This window comes from Paenibacillus macquariensis (genome assembly GCF_900156375.1).
GTDB lineage: Bacteria > Bacillota > Bacilli > Paenibacillales > Paenibacillaceae > Paenibacillus_AQ > Paenibacillus_AQ macquariensis.
On the sequence record NZ_FTNK01000002.1, the window covers coordinates 400,289 to 425,644 of the forward strand.

A 25,356-nucleotide genomic window follows, 5' to 3' on the forward strand; every position below is an offset into this window, starting at 1 on the left:
GCGTGAATTTATTGCAATTTCATACTATGTGTATGTTTGACTCGTTTGAGAGAGGTGTACATCTATGATTTCTTTTTTACTTACAGCGAAACGTCTTTTGAGCGGCATATTTCATGCATTTAAGCTTAAAAATTTCCAAGTGTTATTCTTTTTGATTGTCCTTATGCTTATCTCGGGAACACTCTTCTACAGTAAAGAGGAAGGGCTCTCCATCATGGACGCGTTGTACTTCTGCGTAGTTACGCTAAGTACCGTTGGGCATCCGAGCTTTGAACCCCAGACATCTCTTGGCAAAGTGTTTACTATGATTTATATAATCGTTGGAACAGGTTTGTTCTTAGGAATGATGGGACATATCGCTTACGCTATCATTAAGAGTAGTCAGAAGGAAGAAGAGCAAGAACAAGTTCTTCTTCAGAAGAAATATAAATAATCAGGGTCATATTCCAAGGACTCGGACGACCGCGAATTTCGCGGTTTTTTTAATGTTAGATTAACGTCACGCTCTGTATACATTTTCAATTAATTCCCTATGTTATAATGTACTCAATTGTATTGAAACAGCTATTAATGAAGGAAGTAGGTGTCTTGAATTTGAGAACAGTCGTCGTAATTGGTGGGGGAATAACTGGATTGTCCACCGCGTACTATTTACAGAAACATATACTAAGAAACAACTTGGACGTTAACATTGTACTCGTTGAAGCTAATAATAGATTAGGTGGAAAGGTTCGAACGCTTCATGAGGGAGAATTCACGATGGAGTCTGGTGCGGATTCTATTGTAACGCGTAAGACCAATGTCGCTCCCCTTATTGAAGAGTTGGGTCTTCAAGATGAGGTTGTATATAACGCAACGGGGACATCTTTTATTTATACGGAAGGTAAACTTAAGCAAATCCCGAAGGATTCTGTATTTGGAATTCCATTAACTATTGAGTCACTTGCCAATTCGGAACTGATCTCTGCCGAAGGCAAAGTTGAAGCACTGAAAGATTTCTACACCCCAAATGATAAGTTCACGAAGGATGATTCTGTAGGTGATTTCTTAGAAGCATTCTTTGGAAAAGAACTTGTAGAAAAACAAATTTCACCAGTTCTCTCCGGTGTTTATTCAGGAAATCTAGATGATCTTACGATTGCTTCAACGCTTCCTTATTTAATCGATTACAAGAATGAATATGGCAGTATTATTCAAGGTTTATCTGCTAATAAGCTCAAGTTCCAAGGGAATGGTGATAAGAAGTTCATGTCTTTCAAGGGTGGGGTATCGGCTCTGATTGACGCGATGGAAGAGCATTTGTCTGATGCCGAGATTATCAAAGGGATTTATGCAGAACGGATTGAAAAACAAGGAGATCAATACCAAGTAACACTCGTGAACGGCCGTACTCTTGAAGCAGACACGGTTGTACTAAGTACAATGCATAATACAGCACAGGCATTACTTCAAGATGAGAGCTTGAATGAGGATTTCAATCAGTTAGTGAATAGTTCACTAATCAGTGTTTACCTAGGTTTCGATATCCCAGACAGTCAACTGCCTGCGGATGGAACAGGATTCATCACAGCTAATAGTGATGATGTGAAGTGTCATGCTTGTACGTGGACAAGCCGTAAATGGGGACATACGTCTGAACATCAACGATTACTCGTTAGACTCTTTTATAAAAGTTCAGGACCTCATTATGATACGCTAATTAAGCTCTCTGAAGAGGAACTTCAGCAGGTAGCGCTACAAGATATACAGATTAGTCTTGGTATTACCGCTAATCCGATAACTTACGATGTGACCAAGTGGCATAATACAATGCCGAATTACCATATTCGACATCATCAAATCGTAGAATCTCTTGAGCAAAAAATGGCGAGTCACTATCCAAATGTCATCCTAGCCGGATGTTCTTATTATGGTGTGGGTATTCCGGATTGTATCGCAAATGGCGAGAAAACTGCCGGGATTATTATGGAGCAAATGATCTCGAATTCGATATAGAATGTATTCGTGGGAATATAGATAGGGTACATGACAAGAGCCGGCATACGCCGGCTCTTGTCATGTACTGGGAGGAGTACTGTAAGATATATCATGCCCACAATGCAGCTTTCAGATTCTTACATAATTGGCTTAATCATGTGGAAATATAAGTGTTCTGAGATATGGAAAGAAGAATCCATGACGAAACCATGTTTCTCATATAATTTCTGGGCACTTGGATTATCTTGGGATACATTGAGCGAGAACTTACGATGCCCTTGAAGACGTGCAATTTGCTCAACTGCAGTCAACAAACTCGACCCGATGCCTTGTCCACGGAAGGTTTCGACCACAGCCAACGTATCGAGATGGAATTCGTCATGTTGTGCTTCGCTGCTCTCAAATTCATCCTCATCTTTTCCAAAGTAATCCTCAACAGAAGGTTCCCATTGTTTCTGGAATTCTGTGTTCAGTATCCCATCATAACCTAAGGCAATACCAGCAATCCTAGCGCCTATGTCTTGAACAATAATAAATTTATAACTGAAATAACTCATATCCTGAACATACAAATGTTTAATGAATGACATGACTGTATCTTTAGGGAAATTCTCGGTGAAATAGGACTGCTTGTCCTGCATAATGAAAAAAATTAATTCGCAAATTTCGTTCATGTCTCTGATGTGTGCTGGCCGAATCATGTTGTGCCTCTTTTCGCTAGGATGTATTTTATTATACGCTTTATGGGCTGAGATACATAACTATCCACTTATCGTAATAAGATATTCTGTCCATCGAGCATATTAATCGGATTTTATCTTACACTACGATATAATAGGGTGTGGATCAGGGAATAAGTGAAATTAGATTCATTAAACAACCAAAAAAGGAGTGTTATGATGCGAAAAATCGTTCTTGTTCGTCATGGTCAAAGTGAGTGGAATTTGGAAAATAGATTTACGGGATGGACGGATGTTGATCTATCATCAAATGGTCTAATTGAAGCAAGAAAAGCGGGAGAAATCTTGAGAGATAATGGCTATACGTTCGATGTCGCATACACTTCAGTACTCAAACGAGCGATAAGAACGTTATGGATCATATTAGATGAGATGAATTTGATGTGGATCCCTGTACATAAATCATGGATGTTGAATGAAAGGCATTATGGCGCCCTTCAAGGGTTGAATAAAGCGGAGACAGCTACTAAATATGGCGAAGAACAAGTCCGTCTCTGGAGAAGATCTGTCGACGTAAGGCCACCTGCGCTTGAACGAAGTGATACGAGATATGATGGACTTGATCCAAGGTACAAAGACATAGTCGAGCAGGTTCCTTTAACAGAAAACTTGGAAGATACAGAGCGAAGAGTTCTACAATACTGGCAAGAAGTCATTAAATCATCGATACTCTCTAATCAACAAATCATCATATCGGCTCATGGCAATACCATTAGAGGACTTGTTCAATATCTGGACAACATTCCTTCAGACGGGATAGCAGATTTGAACATTCCAACGGGCATACCACTAGTGTATGAATTGGATGACGAATGCAAACCAATAAGACATTACTATTTGGGAATGTAACTGAGTTAGACGAACTGATTGGATATTAGAATAGTGTATTTCTTAGATAAGTTGACTTAAGATTACTAGAAGAATACAATAGTTGTATGACTATCGAACAATATTCTTTAAAAGATGATGAGAAGAAGGCAAAGATTTTCAAAGCATTAGCAGAAGTGAAGCGAATTGAAATGGTTCGATATCTTCACCTCCATGGGGAGAACAACACATGTGGATCCATCGGTGAATCGATGGGAATGGATAAATCGAATGTGTCTTACCATCTCAAGATTTTATATGAAGCTGATCTTGTATCCGTCATTCGAAATGGACAGAATAAGAAGGGCCAGTTAAGAGAAGATACGTTCACTGAATTTTTACCGGGTTTCTTGGACAGTTTATAATATGTCTGGAGACCCGTAATTTTTGTGTTATAATTTGAAAGTTTTAAAACTATCATATTATAGGAATTCGATAGTCATGAGCAGTTAATTAATTTTCAGAAAAAATAAACATAAATGGAGTAGTGATCATATGAACCAACAATATACTAACAAACAAATCCTCTTGGCAACACGTCCTGTAGGCATGCCAACCGAGCAAAACTTCGAATTCAAAGAGATTCCAGTTAGCGAAGCACAAGAGGGTCAGGTTGTCGTTCGTACGATGTACTTGTCCGTGGATCCCTATATGCGTGGAAGAATGAACGATGCTAAATCATATATCCCAGCTTATAACCTTAATGAAGTCATTACTGGCGGAATTGTAGGAGAAATTGTGGAATCCAAGTCTGATCTGTTCAAAGCAGGAGACAAAATTATTGGCATGTTGGGATGGCAATTGTACAACACAGTGAATGCTAATACGATTCGCAAAATTGATGAGTCTTTAGCTCCAGTGTCAGCATACTTAAGTGTTCTAGGTTTGACGGGTCTCACTGCTTATTTCGGTTTACTAGATATTGGTCAGCCGAAAGCAGGTGAGACGGTTGTGGTGTCTGGCGCTGCGGGTGCTGTGGGTATGCTTGTTGGACAGATTGCCAAAATCAAAGGAACACGTGTCGTAGGAATCGCAGGATCTGATGAGAAATGTACCTATTTGAAGAATGAACTTGGGTTTGATGAAGTTATTAACTATAAAACAACTACAAACCTCGATCAGGCGCTGAAAGAAGCATGTCCAAACGGAGTCGATGTGTATTTTGACAATGTAGGTGGAACCATCTCGGATGCTGTGATGAATGTACTAAATGATTATGCGCGGATTCCATTATGCGGAGCCATCTCTTCTTACAACAGTACGGATGGTGACATAGGCCCACGTATTTTAACTAAATTGATCAAGACTCGCTCCCTTATTAAAGGATTCGTGCTTAGCGACTTTACAGCTAGACATCCGGAAGGACTTCAGGAGCTTGGACAATGGCTGTCACAAGGTAAACTAAAGTATGAAGAGACGATTGTGGAAGGTTTCGACAACGCGATTGACGCATTTCTTCAATTGTTCCAAGGAACTAATCTAGGCAAAATGCTCGTTAAGGTAAGCGATTCGAAAGAATAATTTCATAATAATGGCTATTAAATATGAAAAATGAATACAATGTTATTCATTTAATTTATAGAATGAGCAGCGTAAAGTGCTAACCACACTTCGTGTTGCTCATTCTTTTTATTTGTTTAACTTGGTGAAACTTATGGAAATTGAGACCGTCCTATCTATACGGGGTAGAACTAATACCTAGTAATTGTTCATCTTCATCGACTTGCTTTTATTCGCTTTTTTGCACGAAGATATCTTCGGAATTGGATGGGATCAAGCTTCTTCAATCCGTGAAAGTTAGGTTTGGTGTTAGCCTCGATAAACCACACTTTACCTTTCTTATCGATACCCATATCTAATCCGAGGATTCGAAATGAGAAGCGAGAGCCTAACTTACGTGCGATTTGGTAGGAGACGTCACTTAACTTCCCCAGAACCCGCGGTACGTTCAGCGGTTGGTCAGCCCCTCGAAGGATTTCCTTGATTCTTGCATCCCGAGCTCCTTTGGCTACATTTGTGACGATGGAATTGGACCTTGGTGCGACCTTGGCGCTCATCCATGTAAGTAACCAGCGCTTGGAGGGCTTCTGGAGAACAATCCACAGATCAAAGGGTCTATTTCGATAGGTTGCCAGAGAGATCCCTTGCTGAATAATATATTTTTTACCACGACGCATTCTCTTTACTACTTCGAATACGGTGTTTCTGTTGGAGCAGACTTTTGACATGGTTTTATATGAAATCAAGCATTTTGAACGATTAAGCCTCTTGACCCGGATGATCCCAGTTCCGGCGGAACCGTTATCGGGCTTAATATATAATACAGGGTATGTCCTGAGCATTCTGGTTAGCGTGGAATCATGATACCAATGGGTTACAGGAACGTGACGGGAAAGGATGCGATCATTTAGCAGGGGCTTGCCTTTTTTCATTTTGCTTCTGATGAATTTATGTTTCATTCACCCACCTCCATCCCTAGAATATTCGGGATCACTTATCTGGATGAGGGCTAATATCCATTCTTATGAAATATTGCTTCGCGTACTACCATTTTCAAAACGTACTAGTCCAACAGCTGTCAAAATTAAAAACTTAATCCTAGGTAATAGAGAAGGTTGGGTGAATGAGGAAGAAACAATGCTTGCTCCTGTGGAGTTATTCGTGTGAAATTTCCGATTAAACCTGATAGGTTCACATTAACCATTGTTAATACAAATGGCGTTGTGAAATTGTAAATAAAGTAAGAAAAATGGGTAGAGAATCAAATATATTCTGATGGATCTATCTATTTTTTTGTTAATAAAATGAGTAACAAAGTAATTTTCGACCTCTGATTATATGTTGACAAGATATATATCGGACTGATATATTAATATCGAAATGATTTACAAATATATCTAAATGACAAGGAGGTCTTAGTGTGAACAGTCAGGATGTAATATTAGGCATGCTTATGAAAGAATCGTTAACTGGATACGAAATAAAACAGTTATTGGAGAATGTATTCTCAAATTTCTTCAGTTCTAGTTATGGAACGATTTATCCCACGCTTACCCGAATGGAGAAAGAGGAATTGATAACTAAGGAAATTGTGCTACAGGACGGGAAGCCTAACAAGAATATTTTAAACATAACAGATAAAGGACGAGCATGTTTTAATGCGTATTTACAAGGACCACTAAAGGGAGACAGTATAAAAAAATCGGATTTTATGATGCGACTTTACTTTGGAGAATTCGTTGGCTATGACAAGATAATTATCTGGTTGAAGCAAGTACAGGAGGATTCACAGCAGAAGTTAAATCAATTGTGTGAGCAGTATTCGCTTCATAAAGATGAAATGCATCCAGCACAGATCATCTGCATCCAGATTGGGATTGAAGAATATAAAGCAAAACTTGAGACCATTGCCGTGGGATTAGTAAGTATGGAGCAGTTAGCTCAAGAGTAGCGCTCATTAAACTAAAAGCACATGCTTACGAAGTAAGTTTTATTCGAACCATAATCAAGGAGTAGCGCTCATAAAACTTAAAATACATGCTTACGAAGTAAGTTTTGTATGAAGATTAATCACTGAAGTAACACAAACAAAACTTTTAGCGAATGCTTACGAAGTAAGTTTTATTCGAACCATAATCAAGGAGTAACGCTCATAAAACTTTTAGGAGGAATTATTATGAAAACAATATTTATCACGGGTGCGTCATCAGGTATTGGAAGAGCTACAGTTAAACACTTTGCTGAAAGAGGATGGAACGTAGTAGCCACGATGCGTACACCTGAACAAGAAACTGAACTCAATACGCTAAGCAATGTTCTAGTATTAAGACTAGATGTTGAGAACAATGATACGATTCAAACTGCATTAGAGGAAGCGATACAACGATGTGGAACAATTGACGTTCTTCTCAATAATGCCGGATATGGAACGATGGGCCTCATTGAAGTAGCAACGGATGAGCAGATTAGAAGACAATTTGAAGTGAATGTGTTTGGGTTGATCAACATGACGAAGGCCATGTTGCCACATTTCAGATCCAATCATGAAGGCATGCTAATCAATATTTCTTCTATGGGAGGCAAAGTCACCTTTCCTACGATGTCTCTATATCATTCAACTAAATTCGCAGTAGAAGGTTTTTCTGAATCCGTATTATATGAACTATCTTCACAAAACATCAAAGTAAAGTTGATTGAACCAGGTGCGATTAACACGGATTTTGGCGGAAGATCAATGGAGTTCTTTTTTAATGATGAATTAACGGACTATAAGCCGTTTACAACAGCATTTCTGGGTAAATTGGGAGAAATGGAAAAAGATCCAGCATACGCTTCTCCACCTGAACTTGTTGCGGAAACAATATATCAAGCCGCCACAGACGGCACAAGCCAATTCCGATATGTTGTTGGAGAAGATGCCAAAATGCTTATTAACATGAAGGAAAATACGGATGAGGAAGAGTATTTAAGTAACATATATCAGCATTTTGCTTAAGCAAGGAAATTTGAAGTCATTATTACATAAGTCATCATTGTATAAGTTTGAACACAAAAAAATAGAATCAGCCCTCAGGGTTGGTTCTATTTTTCACCCTATTTCAATTTATTTGAATACGACAATGCTTTCTTTGGGAGGGTAATCACTTCTTAGTTGAGAGGATTGTTCTAGATGATCCATGATGGATAACACGATATTTTCATGATGCGGTATGGAGACGACTTGCAAACCAACGGGAAGTCCTACGGAGTTTTTTTCTGCTTCCATGGCTGCATGGAGTACCTTATCTGTTGGATCGCGTTCAATCATTTCTTCACCGTCTCTGACGAAACTATACGCAAATGCTCCTGCTGGAAAACCTAAGAAATTAATAAGAGAGTTATAGGCACCCTCATATGAAAGATTCTTAGATCCATTGTGATATAGAGCTGGCGTAGGGAAGATAGGGCAGATAAGGGCATCTATATTGTTGTCGCGTAGATCATTTAGAATGAGTGCTTGATATTCCTCTCGGCGGGATACAAGTTCTTGATATTCTTCTTTTGTTTTAGCACCTGTAAAAGGGAGGATAACTGAACTGACGATTTCTTGTTTCAATAATTTAAGTGCCGATACAGCTAATTTCCTTTTGATATTCCCCATTTTCTGAACGTTACGTATTTTTTGGATTGGATATTCTTGTTTAGAGAGTCCCATCGTCTGATCGATACCTTTGCCCCCATCACCGCACATCATGCCAAAGAAATACTGCATGTTTTCTTTAATCTGAGGCAGTTCATACGGGACTACTTCTGCACCTGCTTCTTCTAATACATGCCCAGCTTCTTTTATAATTCTTGTTATAGAAGGGGAGGGAGGGAGAATATGATCATTCGTCCACACGCCAATCTTCAGACCCTTAATCCTTTGGATGTTCATTGTTTGTTCAGATAAAATCTCAAATGCGAGTGTTAAATCGCCAACAGTTCTTGCCAAAGGTCCAATAGAAGACATTGAACTGGCTTCCCTTTGAATATGAGATATCCCTTGTGGTGGGTGCTGTGGAATGATTCCTGGCGTAGGTTTTAATCCATGAATTCCACAAAAATGGGCAGGCGTTCGGATGCTCCCCCCAATATCTGTACCTAACCCAAGTGATGAACACAGGTACGCTATAGCGGCACCTTCTCCACCTGAACTACCTCCAGAAGTTCTCTCGAGATTCCAAGGATTATTTGTTCTGCCATAGATCGGATTGAACGTTTCGCACCCCATTAATAGTTGCATGGCGTTAGTCTTAGCGAGAATGATAGCGCCTGCTTTCTTAAGTCTTGCCACAGAGGGATCATCTTCCGCTATTAATTCATCTTTCCCCTCTATTCCCCACGTGGAAGGAGTTCCTACCAAATGGATGCTTTCTTTGATGGTTACAGGGACACCGTGAAGTGGTCCTCTAAGTTCCCCATTAGCAAGCATTTGATCACACGTGATAGCTTCTGAAATTGCATTCTCGAACATCATAATGGCAATAGCGTTGATATCTTTATTGACTCTTTGAATTCTTTCAATAAACGATTGGACAACTTGGACTGAAGTAAATTCTTTATTTCGTATTCCTTTTGCGAGATCATTGGCTGACAGACGGTATAATTCCATGATTGCCCCTCCAGGTTTGAATTTACATAAAGAACTATTTAATTCCAATTTATTCTACATTAAAATATTATATTGTTTTGTTGTTGAAAAACAAGCTTCTTCTAATCATACAATCTGTTGATAGAAGAAAATAAAAAAACATTATTTATTATATATGTAAATAAATGTTTACAAAATATACTATAATATGGTAATTTATGGATGGGGATTTGAATATTTAATAGAAACGCTGGCCAGCTATCGATCTTCTCTGACTTTACTCCTTCCCCCATTAAATATACTGAGAGGATTGATGATTATGAAAAGAAAAACACTATCTATTATTATGCTATTTGTCCTAGTGTTTACGATGCTTCCTCTGTCAGCTTTTGCGAGTACAACGAGTCAACAAATTCAAGGCCAAGGAGAACTCGTTATTATTGGTCAATACGGTGGACCTTCTGGTCATTATCCTTACGGCGTTATTGTATATAATGAAAGTGGAACAGTCGTATATCAGAATTCTCATTACACGTTTGGTGGAATTGGAACAGGTGATTCGGGCACCGATTCGTTTGTTGTACCTAACTTACCTAGTGGGGCATACACAATTGAAACTACGCAAAGCTTAGCATCATTTAGAATTCAGAATTTGTATTTTAGATGATACAGCAGGAGGGGGGCATATTGCCCCCTGACTACATCCTTACGTGGTTTAGATCTCGGGGACTATGATAAGTAAAATTTGATGCATACATATAAACAACCTCTGGCAACATTGCTGAGGCCAAGAACCCTTGAAGCGCGACTTCGAGGGTTCTTCGTGTTTACTTTCATAAAGAAATGATATAGTATAATATAACGTAGACAATGATTATCCGTGTTAGTAAAAGTTAATCGAGGTGATTTCTAATGCATATGAAAACCGGTGTCGAACAATCCGCATATGCCATTTTGCTACTAAATATGTTGCCAGACAAAGCGGTATTACCTGGTGAAGCGATCAGTCAACAATTAGGTGCTTCAGCAACCTATTTTCAGAAACTGTTAAGAAAGTTAGTCAGTGCAGATTTGATTACTTCTGTTCCAGGTGTAAAAGGTGGGTTCAAATTAAAGAAGAAACCTGAAGAGATTCGGATATACGATATATATATTGCGATTGAGGGACAACAGACGCTTTATTCTTCTAGTGGGATATTTAACGATATGCTTGAGTTACAAGCTGAAGATCAATGTTGTTTGTTAACGGAGTTAATGAAAGAAGCGGAATCTTCTTGGAAATCGGTATTGAAAAGAGAAACCGTTGCATCGATGTTCGATGACATTCATAAAGATCGTTTTAAAACAAAAGTAGAATGTTTACAAACTTGGGTTAACGAGAAAATGGTCTTGTAACAAGTATAGGGATTAGATTCGACAGAGAAGGGATGTTAAACACATGAGATTAAGCGTATTGGATCAAGCACCTGTTACGAAGGGGAACACGGCACAGGATGCCTTGAAAAAGGCAGAAGAACTCGCTATATTGGCAGATGAATTAGGTTACGTTAGAATGTGGATGGCAGAGCATCATGGATCTAACACGTTCGCAAGTTCGGCTCCTGAAGTGACCGCAGCTCACTTGGCAGCCAAAACCAACAACATTCGTATCGGTACGGGTGGCGTTATGATGATGCATTATTCCCCACTGAAACTTGCAGAAGTGTTTAAAACACTTAGTGCTTTCTCTCCTGGACGAATTGATTTCGGGGTTGGTCGAGCTCCTGGAGGAGATACCAACGGTATGTATGCATTATCTGAAGGTCGTCAACTCATGTTGAACAACATGTATACGAAGTTTGATACAGCATTACAGTTGATCAATGATATCGTGCCACAAGATCCTTTATACGATAAAACACTTGCGACACCGACTCAAATCGTATTACCTGAAGCTTGGCTGTTAGGTTCGAGCGGTAGCAGTGCATTGAAAGCAGCTGAGATGGGTGTTGGGTATTCGTTCGCTCAATTCTTCAATGGTGCAATGTCCAAAGAGATTTTAGATACCTATAAGAATAACTTTAAACCTTCCGCATTTATGGATAAACCTGATATTAACGTGACGTACATGGTGACAACGGCGGAGACGAAAGAAGAGGCAGAGTTCGAAGCGCTGCCTCAAGATATCTTTCGTTTAAGTATGATGAAGGGCAAGATTACACAATTGCTAACACCAGAAGAAGCTCAGAATTATCCATTGACCGAAATCGATCGCATGCAACTGAAAGAAAGTCGAAAACTACATCTCGTGGGAGCGGCTAAAGACATAGCAACGTTGTTACAAGAAGAACAAGCGAAATATGGCTTCGATGAAGCAATGATTTGCAGCATTCCACATTCACAAGAGAAACGGTTGGAAGTATATCGCTTATTGGCACGGGAGCTATTTTAGAATAAAATAAAGAATCATAATAGATTAAAGGATGGGGAATACAGATGATAAACAGTATAGATCGTATTAATGAATTAGCAAGAAAACAACGTGGAGAAGGCCTAACCAATGCAGAAAAGGTTGAGCAACAAGCATTACGTGAAGACTACTTACGTGAAATTCGAGGTCAAGTTCTCAACACGATTACAGGATTAACAGTAGTTGATCCACTTGGAAATGATGTTACACCAGATAAAGTACGTGAAGTGAAAGAAAAGTTGTCCGATAAATAAGTCTCAATTTAAATAACGCTTTAACCGAGACAGTCAAGAACATGATTATCATGTTCTTGGCTGTCTCTTCGTATTTAGTGTAATTAACACGAATTCACATTAAATATACTTTACATACATATATGTATAATATATAGTGGCTAATAATAACAAATAGTCATGAGGAGAGTTTGCAATGGAGCGATTGAAATCATATTTAGAATTAGGTTTAGTGGGAATGGCACGTGGTGGTCAGTTGGATTGGTTTGATGGTCATTACGGTGCTGCACTTTTGGCTGGATATTATATGGCACATGAAAATGAGCTACCTGAACATGTTCTGAATGGACTTGTTAGAACATGTGAAATGTATCGCACGAAGCATGTAGAGTGGTTTGCCCCAATGGAACCAGAAGAAGCCGATCCATCTTTACTGGATCACGTGATTCATGCATTGAAAAAGAATGGAGAGACCCTTCGTTCGTCTGGCCATGGTTTTGCACTGGGAATTTTGGGACTCAAAGCATTGAGGGATTGTCCAAAGCTGATTGCTCCCAGTATTGTGGATGGGTTAGTAAAGATGTTGGAAAGCACCACAGAAGATCGCCCGAATCGTTATTGGGGCATTGATAATTACTTTGACGTTTCTACTGATGATGCGTGTGACATCCCATCTTACAAGGATAGCGATCAGATGGTGAAGCAGGCACTTGTGGAGCTTAACACGGTGATTCCCAATCAAGCTATCGATGGTCAAAGATATTTCTTCAGCGGAGAAAAAGAACATGGGATCACACACGCCCATGCTTTGTTAGAACTTGAGAAATTCGGATTTCAGGAGATCGTAGAGTCAGGAATGAGAAATCATAGGGTTCAGATGTATTTAAACAGACAGGGACCTGATTTTATTGTAGATGAAATAAAGGAACCACTGTACACTTCAATTGTTGCACCGGAATATTGGGGGAAAACCTTTAACGATCCGCATGCAATCAAAGTACCCTACGCTGCCCTTAACCTACTGAATCGGTTAGATTCGAGTGAGCGATCCGAGGCAGAGGTGGGAATCTGTAAGTTGTTATCCAACATGGAATAGCTCTAAATGAACGATGTTCATTTAAGTGGGAAATGCAGTGGGAAATATAATCATCGTAGCAACAAAAAATAGAGGGAAATAACCCCTCTATTTTTTGTTGCTACGGTAGGTTCGGACTGTCTTAAGATGCTCCTTAAGCACGGAGCATTTTATTGTGATAAATAGGTTTATCTTCTTTATTCACTGAACTCTTCCACAGTGATCGTATAACTATTGGATTGGACTTTGCCTACATACGTACGTTCATCTAGAATGAACTGGTAAATTGCTGAAGAAAACCCTTTGAGAAAGTGGCTTAGTAGATACTCGTTAACGGTAATAATGTAGGTGATGCGTACTGTAATGCCAGCATTCACTGTATTCAATGGGATCGTCCCATTAAATGGATTCTGGGGAGAAGAAATGCCATCGATCGTGATTGTATTCGAATCCAGCGTGGTTCCCTCAGGATAGAGTTGGATGAGTGACACTTCTGCAGGCCAATTACCTGTATTACTAAGTAATAACTTGAACTTCACACGTCCACCTAGTTCTATGCAGGTAGGATCGACACAAATTTCTAGAGAAATGAGCGGTGTGAATATATACGTAGTGACTACGTTAGAACGGGATAATTGTCTTACAGTTCGACCGTCAGGCAAAAGAAAAGTATATTGTAACGAGCCTTGATTCTGGATTTCTGATATTTCATAAATGTTAATGGCCATAGCTATCGTTACTTTGAATTGCACTACGGTTACGGTTCCCGGGCTTAATGTGGATAATGTAATTCCTGAATCAGGTAGAACACCTTTCATAACGACTCCATTTACTAGCACGCTATCCCATACGAATAGAGTACCTGATGGAATGACATCGATTAATATCGCATCCACCGCGATATTACCATTATTCCTTACTGTAAGTTCGTAACTTAATGAGTCTCCAGGAGCAGCGATGGAAAGATCAACTATTTTACTAATCGTAACATCAGGAGAGACGACAACCACCACAACTGTGTTGCTCTCCGTGTTGTACTCATTTCCATCAACTACATAAGAGACCGTAGCGGTGTTAATCAACGTTGAAGTTGGAGGAACCTCCACAATACTGACACGAAAAGATATCTCAATGTTTGTGCCTGCACTTAAGGTGCCGAGGTTAATCCCAATATTTGGGTCAGATTCAGGATAATATATGCCTGATACGATGACGCTTCCGGTTATGAAGACAGCTCCTTCAGGAACCGGAATTACCGCTATGACATCCTGCAAAGATTGAATTCCCTCGTTTATTATCTGTAACGTATAGGTTACAACATCCCCGACAAAAGTTGTCGATGTATTCGCAGCTAATGAAGTGCAGATCTGAAATGCAATTAAAGAGATGGTTACCGTATTAGAATATAGTTCGTCTGTTATTACACGGCCTTCGGGGGTTACGAAGGTGAATTTACAAAGTGCCTTATTGAGTAAGGTCAGGTCTGGGGGTAAGGATACAACGATAACTTGAAAAGATATGATGACCTGACTCTCCGGTGTTAGTGTCCCCGCGGGAATGCCTGATACTGGATTCACTCCCGGCAATAAAATGCCGTTTCTTAAAACACTGTTAAGAATAAAGGATACCCCTTCGGGTAGTGTATCGTAAACAGTTAACTCAGCAGCCGTATTACCGGTATTGTCGGCAATGATTGTATAAACAATCGTCTCACCCAAGGAAGCGCGGACTTTGTCCGCGCTTTTGATCAATGAAAGGACTGGGCCCACGACCGGGGTATCGACGATATTCGAATACGCAATACTGTCAACACCCGCTGCCGAACTGAAGTGCACCATTGACTGATTAGATACGACAGGATAAGGACGTGAGCCACTGGTCATATAGCGATTACCTGAACCTGGAATACCACAGTTGTCGAAGCTCCGGCTGCAATGATACCGATGCTGATACCAGATGCTGGATTTCCAGTAGGACGGGCTATTCCATCTACGATTACACTGCCGACAACAAACTGACTGCCTGCTGGAATAGGGTCAATAAGAATAACGTTATTTACAGACTCTATGCCGTTATTCGTAGCAACAATCGTGTAAGTGATGATATCTCCCACAATTGCGTCCGTAGCCGGTGTGCTTTTAACTACGGTAACGTTAGGTGAAGATACTGGGATGATAAGCACATTAGAAAGTGATGTGCCAGAGAGGAGACGTCCGTCTGGTGGAGTGAACGTAAACGTTCCGGTTGCTTGATTTACGAGCTGCTGCGGATTAGGCAATGTCGCTACGGTAACTTGGAATGTGAGCGTTACTGTAACTGTAGCTCCTGGAGCAATCGTACCAATATTTAGTCCACCGGCAGGATCAGCTCCTGGTTGAGGTACGCCATTAACAAGAACACTGTTTGGAACGAATATGGCACCAGCAGGTACTGTATCCGCAATAGTGACGTTCGCAGGCAGGTTACCCGTGTTCGAGACATTCAAAGAATAAGTAATGGTATCCCCAACGGTTGCGTTGGTCGTATTTGCGCTTTTCAGAATAACAAGGATAGGTTGATACACCGGAATAACCAGTGTATTCGAAAAGGACGAGCCAAAGAATACACCAGACGTAAAGGTTGCGGAAGCCTGATTGCTAAGGCTAGCCGGATTAGGCAGTACATTCACAATTATATTGAAGGAGACAAGGAAAGAGGCGCCTGGGGCGAGAGTGCCAAGAGAGATTCCTGAAGCAGGATTAGCTGTCGGACGCGTAGTGCCATCAACGATGACACTACCGGAAACAAAGGTTGAGCCCGCAGGTATAGGATCACTAAGTACAACATTGCTAATATTCTCGATGCCATTGTTTGTGATCGTCAATTGATAAGGTATGGTATCTCCAACTACAGCGTCAGTAGCGGTTGAAACCTTGGTAACTGTTACATTTGGAGACGATACTGAAATTAGATTGGTGTTGGAGATTATTGTTCCGTTAAACGTTCGGCCATCAGGTAAAGTATAAGAAAACGATATGGAGGACTGGTTCTTCAACTGTTGGCTTGCGGGCAGCGTGCTTATAATAACTGAGAACATGACAGATAGACTTGACCCAGCAGCTATCGCTCCAAGTGGAATTCCTGAGGCTGGATCAGCTCCTGGAACAAGCGAACCTTGCACAATGACACTGTTAGGTACAAAAGTTGTCCCTGCTGGGATACTATCACTTAGTGTTGCTGTTGCTCCAAAGTTACCAGTATTACTGACGAGAACTGTGTAAGTAATCGTATCTCCAACGGTGGCGTTGACGGTGCTTGAGCTTTTTACTGCGCCCAGAATAGGTTGATATTCAGGTGTTGAGACAATATTAGAGAATGCGACATTTGATAAAGCGCCAGACGTATACACAACGGATGATTGATTATTAAGCACCCCTGAAGGTGTGAGTGAAGTTACCGTAACGCTAAAGGTAATTGTAGTCGATCCTCCCGGAGATAAGTTACTGATGGTTACTCCCGTAGATGGCGAAACTGCTGGACGCGCAACGCCATCTACGGTTACACTGCCTGCTATAAAGTTCGTACCTGCAGGGAGTGCATCCGTGAAGATGACATTATTAACATTGGCTATTCCGTTATTTGTAATACTTACAGAATACACAATGGTATCTCCTATTGTAGTTGCTGTTGTAGAGGTTGATTTAACGACAGCAACATTCGGAGATGAGACCGGAATGGTGACAGAATTCGAAAGGGAAGACCCACTTAGTGTACGTCCATCGGGTAATGTGAAACTATAGGCTGCGGTAGCCTGATTAACAAGTAGCTGCGGATTAGGTAACGTTGTGATTTCAACCGAGAACAATACCGTAGTTGTACCATTTGCATTAATGGTTCCAGCAGCAATACCTGTAGCCGGATCCGCCTGAGGTAGCGGCAAGCCATTTACCAATACACTGTTAGGTAGAAAAGTGGTGCCTGAAGGAATGATGTCCGTTATGGTTAAATTGGCTGGATAGTTGCCCGTATTATTGACTAATAGCGAATAAGTTACCGTATCGCCAACGGTTGCATTGGATGTACTTGCACTCTTGGCAACAGAAATATTAGGTTGGTATACAGGCACAACGACGGTATTGGAAAAAGTGGAACTGGAGAACACACCTGAATTATAAGTGACCGTAGCCTGGTTGACAATGGAAGCACTGACGGGAACAGATGTAATTAATATTTTGTAAGTAAGCATTCCGCTAGCACCTGCGATCAAGGTACCAATCGTTATGCCCGAAGCAGGATTCGCGGTTGGAAGAGAAACCCCATTCCAGAATACGCTACCTGTTACAAATACTGCTCCTTCAGGAGTAGGATCGTTCAACTGTACATTATCTACAGAGTCTACTCCTGCGTTCGTTATATTTATGGAATAGGTAACGGTATCACCGATAGCAACAGCTGTTGAAGGTGTGCTCTTTATAACTTTAACATTCGGAGCCGAGACTGACATTGTGACGGTGTTTGATAGAGCTGTTCCACTAAGAGTTCTTCCGTCAGGTGTGGTATACGTGAACGTCGAAGACGCTTGGTTGCTGATCAACTGAGGTGATGGCAACGACGTGATATTAACTGCAAAACTTATGGTCACACTCGTTCCTGGTGCAACAACACCAACATTAATGCCAGTATCTGGTGCTGAACCAGGTTGAGGCATGCCACCAACAATAACGCTGTTGGGACTAAAGGTTGTACTGGCAGGGATAGTATCGAACAGAGTTACATTAGCAGTAAGATTTCCAGCATTGCTGATAACAACTGTATAAATGATAGACTCACCAACAACAGGGCTACTATCACCGTCGGGATCTTGTGCGCTTTTCACTAATGAAATCTGCGGTTGCGTGACTGGCGTAGTAGTCACGTTGGAGGACGAAGAACCTGAGAATACACCGGATGTAAAGCTGACTGTTGACTGATTGTTAATCTGTGAAGGAATCGGCATGGTTATCTTCACCTCAAATGTTACGGTAGCAGAGGCCGCTGGGGCCAAGTTACCGATTGGAATACCGGCAGACGGTACTGCTAGCGGCTGAGTGACGCCGCTCACAATCACGGTTCCGGGAATGAAGGATACATTCTCGGGCAACGAATCCCCGAAAATGATATTGCTTACACCCGCTACGCTATTATTCGTCAGTACCGAGGTGAACGTTATAGTGTCACCAGTTACGACAGACGTCGCGGACACGCTTTTTACGACATTGATATTGGGAGCAGAGACAGGGACAGAGAGCGTATTTGAAGTAGCATTCCCGCCTAGCTGACGTCCATCAGGAAGGGTGAAGCTGTATGTTGCAGTTGCAGAGTTAAGCAACTGCTGTGAAGGAGGCAGTCCAACAACGGTAACAAGAAAGCTAACGACGACACTGTCACCAGGGGAAAGAGGCCCAACAGGAATACCTGTTGCCGGACTGATCCCTGGTACAGGGGTACTGCCGATAATAACACTGTTGGTGTTGAAAACGGCTTGCGGTGGTAGAATATCTGTCAATATCAAGCTGGCAGCAATATTTCCGGTGTTGCGGACTGAAATGGAGTAGGACATAGAACTACCTTCGGACGCAAGTGCTGTATTGGCGCTTTTCACGATTTGGATGATGGGTTGATAGATAGGTGTTACTACCAGACTCGACAAAGAAGTTCCGCTAAAGGCGCCTGATGTAAAAGATACACTTGCACGATTATCGAATTCAGCCGGATTGGGTAGTGAGGTAACATTCACTCCAAAAGTCACCTTAACCAAAGCACCCGGTGCAATGCTGGCTAAGGAAATTCCCGCTCCAGGATTGGCTGCAGGAACAGACGTACCGTTTACAATGACACTCCCAGTAATAAATGTTCCTCCCGATGGGATGGGATCGGATACAACCACATTATTGACGCTAACACCACTAGTATTTGTTATGGAAACCGTGTAGATCAGATTCTCACCTACAGCGGCTGTCGTTACACTTGCGGTTTTACTAACAGAGATGTTTGGGGCGGTGACCGGAATACTGATCGTATTAGAGAGACTAGTTCCGGCTAGTGATCTCCCACTCGGTAACTGATACGTATAACTGCTGCTGCCTTGATTAATGAGAACGGGTGGTGATGGCAACGTCTGTACTGTCGTTGAAAATATAACGGATACTGTGGCTCCAGGAGCCAATGATCCAAGGCCAATCCCTACTGTTGGAGAGTCTGTAGGACGTACAACACCATTGACAGTTACACTGCCTGGAACAAAGGTAGATCCCGTAGGGATATTGTCTGTGAGAACAACAGTCGCAGCAATATTCCCGGAATTTTGTACATTGAGCGTATATTGAACGTTTCCACCCACAGTTGCACTGGGCGTGCGTGCACTCTTTACAATACCAATAACAGGTTGATACACAGGGGTAGTGGTGGTGTTAGAAAGTGAGATTGCTGAAAATGCGCCCGAACTATAGGATGCTTGTGACTGGTTTAACAGTTGGGCGGGGCTAGGAAGAGAAGTGATGTTAACTTGAAAAGTGACGGTTACACTAGTAGCTTTAGCGATCGTTCCAACAGAGATTCCTGTTCCAGGATCAGCTGTGGGGCGTGAAGTACTGGCCACAATCACACTGCCCGGTACAAACGTGCTTCCGGCAGGTATGGTGTCGGAGAGGGTAACACCAGTTACCAACTCAATACCGTTGTTACTAATAACTGATGTGTAAAGTAACGTATCACCGACGGCTACATCTGTGAAACTTGCGCTTTTGACGACTGTAACATTGGGTAAAGTAACTGGAATAGAAAGCGTATTAGAAGTGGCAGACCCTGATACGGTCCTCCCATCGGGTACAAGGAAAGTGTAAGCAGCGGACGCTTGATCGACTAATTGTGGAGGTGAGGGTAGACTGTTTACCAATACGCGAAACTGAACAGTCGAACTTCCACCGGAGGCGATTGTACCAATAGCTATTCCTGTGGCAGGATTACCAGCTACAGCTGTCCCATTAACAGTGAAGCTGCCTGCTACGTAGGTGCTCCCAGTAGAAATGTTATCAGTTATCGTTGTAGTTGCACCAATGTTTCCAGCATTTGAAATTTGAAGTGTATACGTGATCTGGTTACCAACGGAAGCATTCGTTGTACTTGCGCTTTTAACAATTTTCATAACAGGCGAATATACCGGGAGTGTGACTGTATTGGAAGGGATAACGCCGGAAATGAAATCTCCCCCGGCAACACTTTGAAATGTAAAAGCTGCGTTAGCCATATTAGCTACTGTTTGCGGACTGGGCAATGAGGTTATTTTAGCTTGATATGTAACAATCACAGTTGTATTCAAAGCGAACGATCCTAATGGAATACCGGCAGTAATATCAAATGAAGGCTTCGAGACGCCGGCCACCACAACGCTTCCGCTTACGAAGGTAGATCCTGTAGGTAGAATATCAGACAATACAACGCTAGCAGCTCCAGCTGTACCAGTATTGCTGATGGTCACGGTGTAAGTTACCGTATCACCAACGATCGGTCCCGAGACATTGGCACTTTTAGTAAGATTGATTTTGGGGGCATTAATATCTACTTGAATTGCGTTCCCGTTGACAACATATGCATCCCCTGAGGTAGTCAACGTAAGTATAGCTGAGGATTGATTGTTAATGAGTCTTGCCGAGACATCGACATTGGTGATATCCCAACCTTGCCTGCCACCGATAATATTCGTGCCCGGATTTCCATTCGTTTGATTACGCGTGCCGAACGTACCTGTAGTATTCAGTTGACCTGCGTCATTATTAATCTGCGAAGCAAAAAAGTTGTTGGCAAAGTTATTGGGCCCTGACAATGCAACTTGGGTAGCAGAAGTGGGACCAAACAGCGCTTGATCACCTGAACGATTCGCATCACCTTCTTGTGCACTGAAAAGCGTTCTGCCACCGAGTGCACCTGTAATGGGTGTAGCAAAACCGGTTATCGTGGTAGTGACCGGAGCGGAGGTTGCTTGTACAAGCACAGCTCCTGCACGAAGTGACATATTTCGGAAGGGAAGTGCAGGATTCTGATAAATAACACCTAACGTCCAGCCGGCATGATTCGCTGTAGAATCGCCGGGGATAATAATTGTGCCGACAACGCCGCCTGTGGTATAGCTTCCCGCTCCGCCCTGTTGAACGATGGTCGTGACGTTGGCTGAACGAACATATGCGGAAGCGCCATTACCCAAATCGACCACGTTTGCAGTCGCAGCATCTGGCGTAATGCTAAACGTGCTTCCTGCAGGATTTATAAAAGAAACAGGGTTGTTAATAGAAGTGGTAAGATTTATGGTACCGTTAATGTAAGTACCGCCCCAGATGAGTTCTGCATACATGACCGTGCTTCCAGACGGTAGTACTAGGATAGCTGCTGAGCTGTTACTCTGATACAGACTTGTGGTTCCGCTTGGATATGAGAGATATACAGATGCTGTATTCACTGTCGTAAAGCCACCAATACTGTCCTGTGTACCGGGAACACCTACCGTATCGGAACGACTTAGACCGAGTGTGTTTCCAGTAAACGTGATAGCTCCTGTTGCATTAACCGTAGTCCGAACGACTAGTGGAATCTTTCTCACCTCCTTCATTGACTACTGTGAACTACACATAGATCGTAAGCCCTCTCTATAAAGGACAGTGCACGATCTTACTGTCATAAATTAGTCTATGAAGTGGAGGAGGCATATTTGTATGTCCTAATACTTCAACTCAAAAAAAGTCTTGTTGGGATGATCTCAGTCTGCGTTCTATCACAGCCCGAGGCTCAGGGTAACGCATTCGGCTCATGAACTCGAGTTCTTGGATCGTGATTTCCTTCTTGGATACAGTGAAATGGTACATTATTTCATGAACAACATTCGCTTGTAACGTCTTCAGCATTTCAAGTTCTTCAATCTCGTAAAGTGATTGTTGGTAAGGGATTTGGTAGAATAATTCCATCCGTAGCAGTCGGTAATCGAATGGTGGTATAGGAGCAGGGTAATCCGGAATCTCCGGTGAAATCGGACTTTGTGTGGGTTGGAAAAATTGTCCTGTGAAATAACGAGGTGTGTATTCGTCAAACTTTTGTTTGAAAGTGGGATTAGACATATGATAAAAGCTGTGAGTATAAGGAGCAAGAATGCAGACAACAGCCTTATGAACACATATTCTTTGAATCTCTGACATGACCGCAAACAAATCACTGACATAAGGGAGTACTCGACTAGCCATCACAAACTCAACAGAATTGTCTGATAGCGGGATTCCTTGATTGATGTCACAGACAATATCTACTTCGGGGCCCTCAACAAGATCAATTCCTAGATATCCTTTTTCTTTGTTGGAACCGCACCCTATATCTATTCTCAAGATGACCACTCCCTTTGTGAGGTAAATAGGTTCATCTTTATTGTATTAATACCTGCGTGTCGTGCATCCGACTGATGCCTAATAGAATCGGAAGTTGTAGAGAAGCATGATATTATTGAAGAAGGAATACCGATATTCATGGAGATACATATGAAAATAGTGATATGATAGCGAAAATGGAGGTTGGGGTATGGCTAATATTAATGAGATAGCTAAATTGGCCGGTGTGTCAGTAACGACTGTATCAAGGGTATTAAACAACCATAAATATGTCTCTGAAGACAAACGATCTGCCGTACAGAAAGTGATCGACGAAATGGATTATACCCCTAACAAAAGCGCAGTTGATTTAATACGCAGGGAAACAAGAATGATAGGTGTCATCATCCCATATAACAACAATCAAGCATTTGATCAAATGTTACATGGCGTGCTTAATGCATCAATAGAAAAGGATTATTCCGTAACAGTACTTCCGACTAAATATAATAAAGATAGAGAATTAGCCTATCTGTCTATGCTCAAAAACAAAGTACTAGACGGTATCATCATTACTTCGCGTTCAAATGATTGGGAGACGATCATACCCTATACCCATTATGGGCCTGTCGTTTGCTGTGAATATACGGATCATCCCGAGATCGGCTGTTCCTATATTGACAGATATGCGTCTTATCTTGAAGCCTTTCAGTATCTCAAAGATAAAGGACATACAAGAGTAGCTATAACAAGAGGAAGAGGTCTGGAGAGCATTAGCACCCGACAGACGCTCGATGCCTACAATAATACATTTGGGGAACTTCCTGCAGAACTTCACATATCTGATTGTTATAGTGTTGAAGATGGGATTCAGGCTGGAAGTCAATTACTGAACCTAGATACGAGACCAACAGCAATCTATGCCAATGGGGATGAGGTTGCGGGTGGTATTTATCTGTATGCACAATCGATGAATTTAAAAGTCCCACAGGATCTAGCGATTATGGGACAAGAAAATCAACCGATTGGTGTGGGATTAGGACTTACCTCTGTTGATCATCAATTAATTAAAGTTGGGGAACAAGCATTTGAACTTATCATTCATAAATCGCAACATAAAATTGAGATTCCATATCGAATAATCCATCGATCGTCAATTTAAGTGTTGACATGAAATCCATTTCATACTTTACCATGGTCTCAAGAGATAGATACTTTGGGAGGATGAATGGAAATGTATAATACGATTATTTTTGATGTAGATGGCACACTCATTGATACAGAAAGAGCAGTTTTGGGTTCACTTCAAAAGATGCTAAAGATAGACTATGATTTTCATTATGAATCACATGAATTATATTTTGTACTAGGAATTCCAGGTGTGTACTCGTTAAAAGAGTTAGGGGTTCGTGATATTGCTAAGGCTCATGCGCGTTGGGAGCACTTTATGAAGGACTTCTATCATACGATTGAGGTATTCGGTGGGATTACTGAGTTGTTAGTTACTTTGAAACAAAGGAATATCAACCAAGGTATAGTTACTTCGAAGACATCGCAGGAATTACAAGATGATTTCGTGCCATTTGGTCTGATGGACAATTTAACACATGTAGTCTGTGCAGATGATACGTTGAAGCACAAGCCTAATCCGGATCCGCTGTTGAAGTATTTGGAGATCTCTGGTGCTGATCCTAAATCATCTATATATATTGGAGATACCATTTATGATTATGAATGTGCAAGAGATGCTGGAGTAGATTTTGGATTAGCGCTCTGGGGCTGTAAAAATCATGAGAGTATACCCGCTAAATATAAGCTTGAACAACCTATTGACGTGATTACGTTACTCTCGAACTAACCCATCCTTTTCATCAAATAAATAGGGAGGGAATGGCATGGTCGAAGATGTAACCGTTAAGGAAATCACATCCGTCGCAGAATATGTTGATGAGCTTGCAGCCCTTCTATTAGAAGTAGAAGAAGTTGGGTCTGCGATGGGGTTCTTACCTTCACTAAGTCTATCGGATGCTCGACAATATTGGCTGAATATACTTGGGCCTGAAGTGATTCTATTGGTTGCCACCATAAATGAATCAATCGTCGGAAGTGTTCAGTTACATTTATGTAATCAAGAGAACGGTGATCATAGCGTTGAAATCGCTAAATTAATGATTCATCCTAATGATCGACGACAAGGGTTCGGTCGTATGCTTATGAACAAGGCAGGAATAAGAGCCAAGCAAGTAGATAGGTCTTTATTATTTCTGAATACACGAGCAGGAGAGCCAACAAATCACCTGTATACTTCACTCGGTTACATTCAGGTGGGACGCATTCCAAACTATACGATGTCTATCGATAGAGTATTACATGCAACATTTATATATTATAAGATCCAAAGATGAGTCTGATTAGGCTATAAAAAGATAAGCAATCGAACGGTGAAAGATGTTCGATTGTTTATTTGTTATCTGGTATCTGGTATGTTTGAGAAAATGTAGAATGTAAAACGTTCGACCAATTGATGAACACCATATAACT

At 41.3% G+C, this 25,356-nt stretch carries 21 protein-coding genes; 15 read left to right on the top strand and 6 right to left on the bottom strand.

Going from position 1 to position 25,356, the window contains the following annotated elements:
• The first annotated feature begins 64 nt into the window (after positions 1–64).
• Both BW961_RS04835 and BW961_RS04840 read left to right on the top strand, forming a co-directional pair.
• Positions 65–433, top strand: a complete 369-nt coding sequence (locus BW961_RS04835) for a potassium channel family protein (protein ID WP_068581418.1) — start codon at positions 65–67, stop codon at positions 431–433.
• A 161-nt stretch (positions 434–594) separates the two neighbouring features.
• Positions 595–1,995, top strand: a complete 1,401-nt coding sequence (locus tag BW961_RS04840; RefSeq protein WP_068581929.1) for a protoporphyrinogen oxidase — start codon at positions 595–597, stop codon at positions 1,993–1,995.
• 119 nt (positions 1,996–2,114) lie between these two features.
• Here BW961_RS04840 and BW961_RS04845 read toward each other — a convergent pair whose 3' ends face one another.
• Positions 2,115–2,678, bottom strand: a complete 564-nt coding sequence (locus BW961_RS04845; protein WP_068581421.1) for a GNAT family N-acetyltransferase — start codon at positions 2,676–2,678, stop codon at positions 2,115–2,117.
• Positions 2,679–2,876: 198 nt separating this feature from the next.
• Here BW961_RS04845 and gpmA point away from each other — a divergent pair, with 198 nt between their 5' ends.
• The 3 genes from gpmA to BW961_RS04860 all read left to right on the top strand — a co-directional run bounded on the left by gpmA (position 2,877) and on the right by BW961_RS04860 (position 5,105).
• The gene (gpmA, locus tag BW961_RS04850) at positions 2,877–3,566 is read left to right on the top strand and encodes a 2,3-diphosphoglycerate-dependent phosphoglycerate mutase (protein ID WP_068581423.1); all 690 of its coding nucleotides are present in this window, start codon (positions 2,877–2,879) and stop codon (positions 3,564–3,566) included.
• Between the two features lie 86 nt (positions 3,567–3,652).
• On the top strand, positions 3,653–3,949 hold the full coding sequence (locus tag BW961_RS04855; RefSeq protein ID WP_068581426.1) for an ArsR/SmtB family transcription factor: 297 nt from the start codon (positions 3,653–3,655) through the stop codon (positions 3,947–3,949).
• 130 nt (positions 3,950–4,079) lie between these two features.
• Positions 4,080–5,105, top strand: a complete 1,026-nt coding sequence (locus BW961_RS04860; RefSeq protein WP_068581429.1) for an NADP-dependent oxidoreductase — start codon at positions 4,080–4,082, stop codon at positions 5,103–5,105.
• A gap of 194 nt (positions 5,106–5,299) precedes the next feature.
• On the opposite strand, the gene BW961_RS04865 is transcribed toward BW961_RS04860, so the two are convergent.
• On the bottom strand, positions 5,300–6,043 hold the full coding sequence (locus BW961_RS04865) for a YheC/YheD family protein (protein WP_068581432.1): 744 nt from the start codon (positions 6,041–6,043) through the stop codon (positions 5,300–5,302).
• A gap of 461 nt (positions 6,044–6,504) precedes the next feature.
• Here BW961_RS04865 and BW961_RS04875 point away from each other — a divergent pair, with 461 nt between their 5' ends.
• Together BW961_RS04875 and BW961_RS04880 are read left to right on the top strand one after the other, a co-directional pair.
• Positions 6,505–7,035, top strand: coding sequence for a PadR family transcriptional regulator (locus BW961_RS04875; protein WP_083714054.1), 531 nt, complete (start codon positions 6,505–6,507; stop codon positions 7,033–7,035).
• Between the two features lie 225 nt (positions 7,036–7,260).
• Positions 7,261–8,079, top strand: a complete 819-nt coding sequence (locus tag BW961_RS04880; protein WP_068581437.1) for an SDR family oxidoreductase — start codon at positions 7,261–7,263, stop codon at positions 8,077–8,079.
• A gap of 108 nt (positions 8,080–8,187) precedes the next feature.
• On the opposite strand, the gene BW961_RS04885 is transcribed toward BW961_RS04880, so the two are convergent.
• Positions 8,188–9,717 (bottom strand): amidase, encoded by a 1,530-nt coding sequence (locus BW961_RS04885; protein WP_068581442.1) that lies wholly within the window; start codon positions 9,715–9,717, stop codon positions 8,188–8,190.
• Positions 9,718–10,015: 298 nt separating this feature from the next.
• On the opposite strand from BW961_RS04885, the gene BW961_RS04890 reads away from it, so the two are divergent.
• The 5 genes from BW961_RS04890 (at position 10,016) to BW961_RS04910 (ending at position 13,474) form a co-directional block, all read left to right on the top strand.
• A complete protein-coding gene (locus tag BW961_RS04890; protein ID WP_068581445.1) occupies positions 10,016–10,363 on the top strand; it encodes a hypothetical protein in 348 nt (115 codons plus the stop codon).
• A 245-nt stretch (positions 10,364–10,608) separates the two neighbouring features.
• Positions 10,609–11,091, top strand: a complete 483-nt coding sequence (locus tag BW961_RS04895) for an RrF2 family transcriptional regulator (protein WP_068581447.1) — start codon at positions 10,609–10,611, stop codon at positions 11,089–11,091.
• A 43-nt stretch (positions 11,092–11,134) separates the two neighbouring features.
• Entirely contained in the window at positions 11,135–12,127 is a 993-nt protein-coding gene (locus BW961_RS04900; protein WP_068581449.1) for an LLM class flavin-dependent oxidoreductase, read from the top strand.
• 44 nt (positions 12,128–12,171) lie between these two features.
• Positions 12,172–12,399, top strand: coding sequence for a DUF896 domain-containing protein (locus BW961_RS04905; protein WP_170878527.1), 228 nt, complete (start codon positions 12,172–12,174; stop codon positions 12,397–12,399).
• A gap of 175 nt (positions 12,400–12,574) precedes the next feature.
• Positions 12,575–13,474 carry a hypothetical protein gene (locus BW961_RS04910; RefSeq protein WP_068581453.1) on the top strand — a complete coding sequence of 300 codons (900 nt, stop codon included), beginning with the start codon at positions 12,575–12,577 and terminating at the stop codon, positions 13,472–13,474.
• A 176-nt stretch (positions 13,475–13,650) separates the two neighbouring features.
• On the opposite strand, the gene BW961_RS04915 is transcribed toward BW961_RS04910, so the two are convergent.
• The 3 genes from BW961_RS04915 to BW961_RS04925 all read right to left on the bottom strand — a co-directional run bounded on the left by BW961_RS04915 (position 13,651) and on the right by BW961_RS04925 (position 22,836).
• On the bottom strand, positions 13,651–15,336 hold the full coding sequence (locus BW961_RS04915) for a CARDB domain-containing protein (protein ID WP_068581456.1): 1,686 nt from the start codon (positions 15,334–15,336) through the stop codon (positions 13,651–13,653).
• Positions 15,333–22,064 (bottom strand): DUF7507 domain-containing protein, encoded by a 6,732-nt coding sequence (locus tag BW961_RS04920; RefSeq protein WP_139331543.1) that lies wholly within the window; start codon positions 22,062–22,064, stop codon positions 15,333–15,335. Before BW961_RS04920 ends, BW961_RS04915 begins: the two co-directional genes overlap by 4 nt.
• Positions 22,065–22,194: 130 nt before the next feature.
• Complete coding sequence (locus tag BW961_RS04925) at positions 22,195–22,836, bottom strand: class I SAM-dependent methyltransferase (protein ID WP_068581462.1); 642 nt, start codon at positions 22,834–22,836, stop codon at positions 22,195–22,197.
• 190 nt (positions 22,837–23,026) lie between these two features.
• On the opposite strand from BW961_RS04925, the gene BW961_RS04930 reads away from it, so the two are divergent.
• The 3 genes from BW961_RS04930 (at position 23,027) to BW961_RS04940 (ending at position 25,220) form a co-directional block, all read left to right on the top strand.
• Positions 23,027–23,977, top strand: a complete 951-nt coding sequence (locus tag BW961_RS04930) for a LacI family DNA-binding transcriptional regulator (RefSeq protein WP_068581465.1) — start codon at positions 23,027–23,029, stop codon at positions 23,975–23,977.
• A gap of 72 nt (positions 23,978–24,049) precedes the next feature.
• Positions 24,050–24,673, top strand: coding sequence for an HAD family hydrolase (locus BW961_RS04935; protein WP_068581935.1), 624 nt, complete (start codon positions 24,050–24,052; stop codon positions 24,671–24,673).
• Between the two features lie 37 nt (positions 24,674–24,710).
• Entirely contained in the window at positions 24,711–25,220 is a 510-nt protein-coding gene (locus tag BW961_RS04940; RefSeq protein WP_068581468.1) for a GNAT family N-acetyltransferase, read from the top strand.
• Positions 25,221–25,356 lie beyond the last annotated feature (136 nt).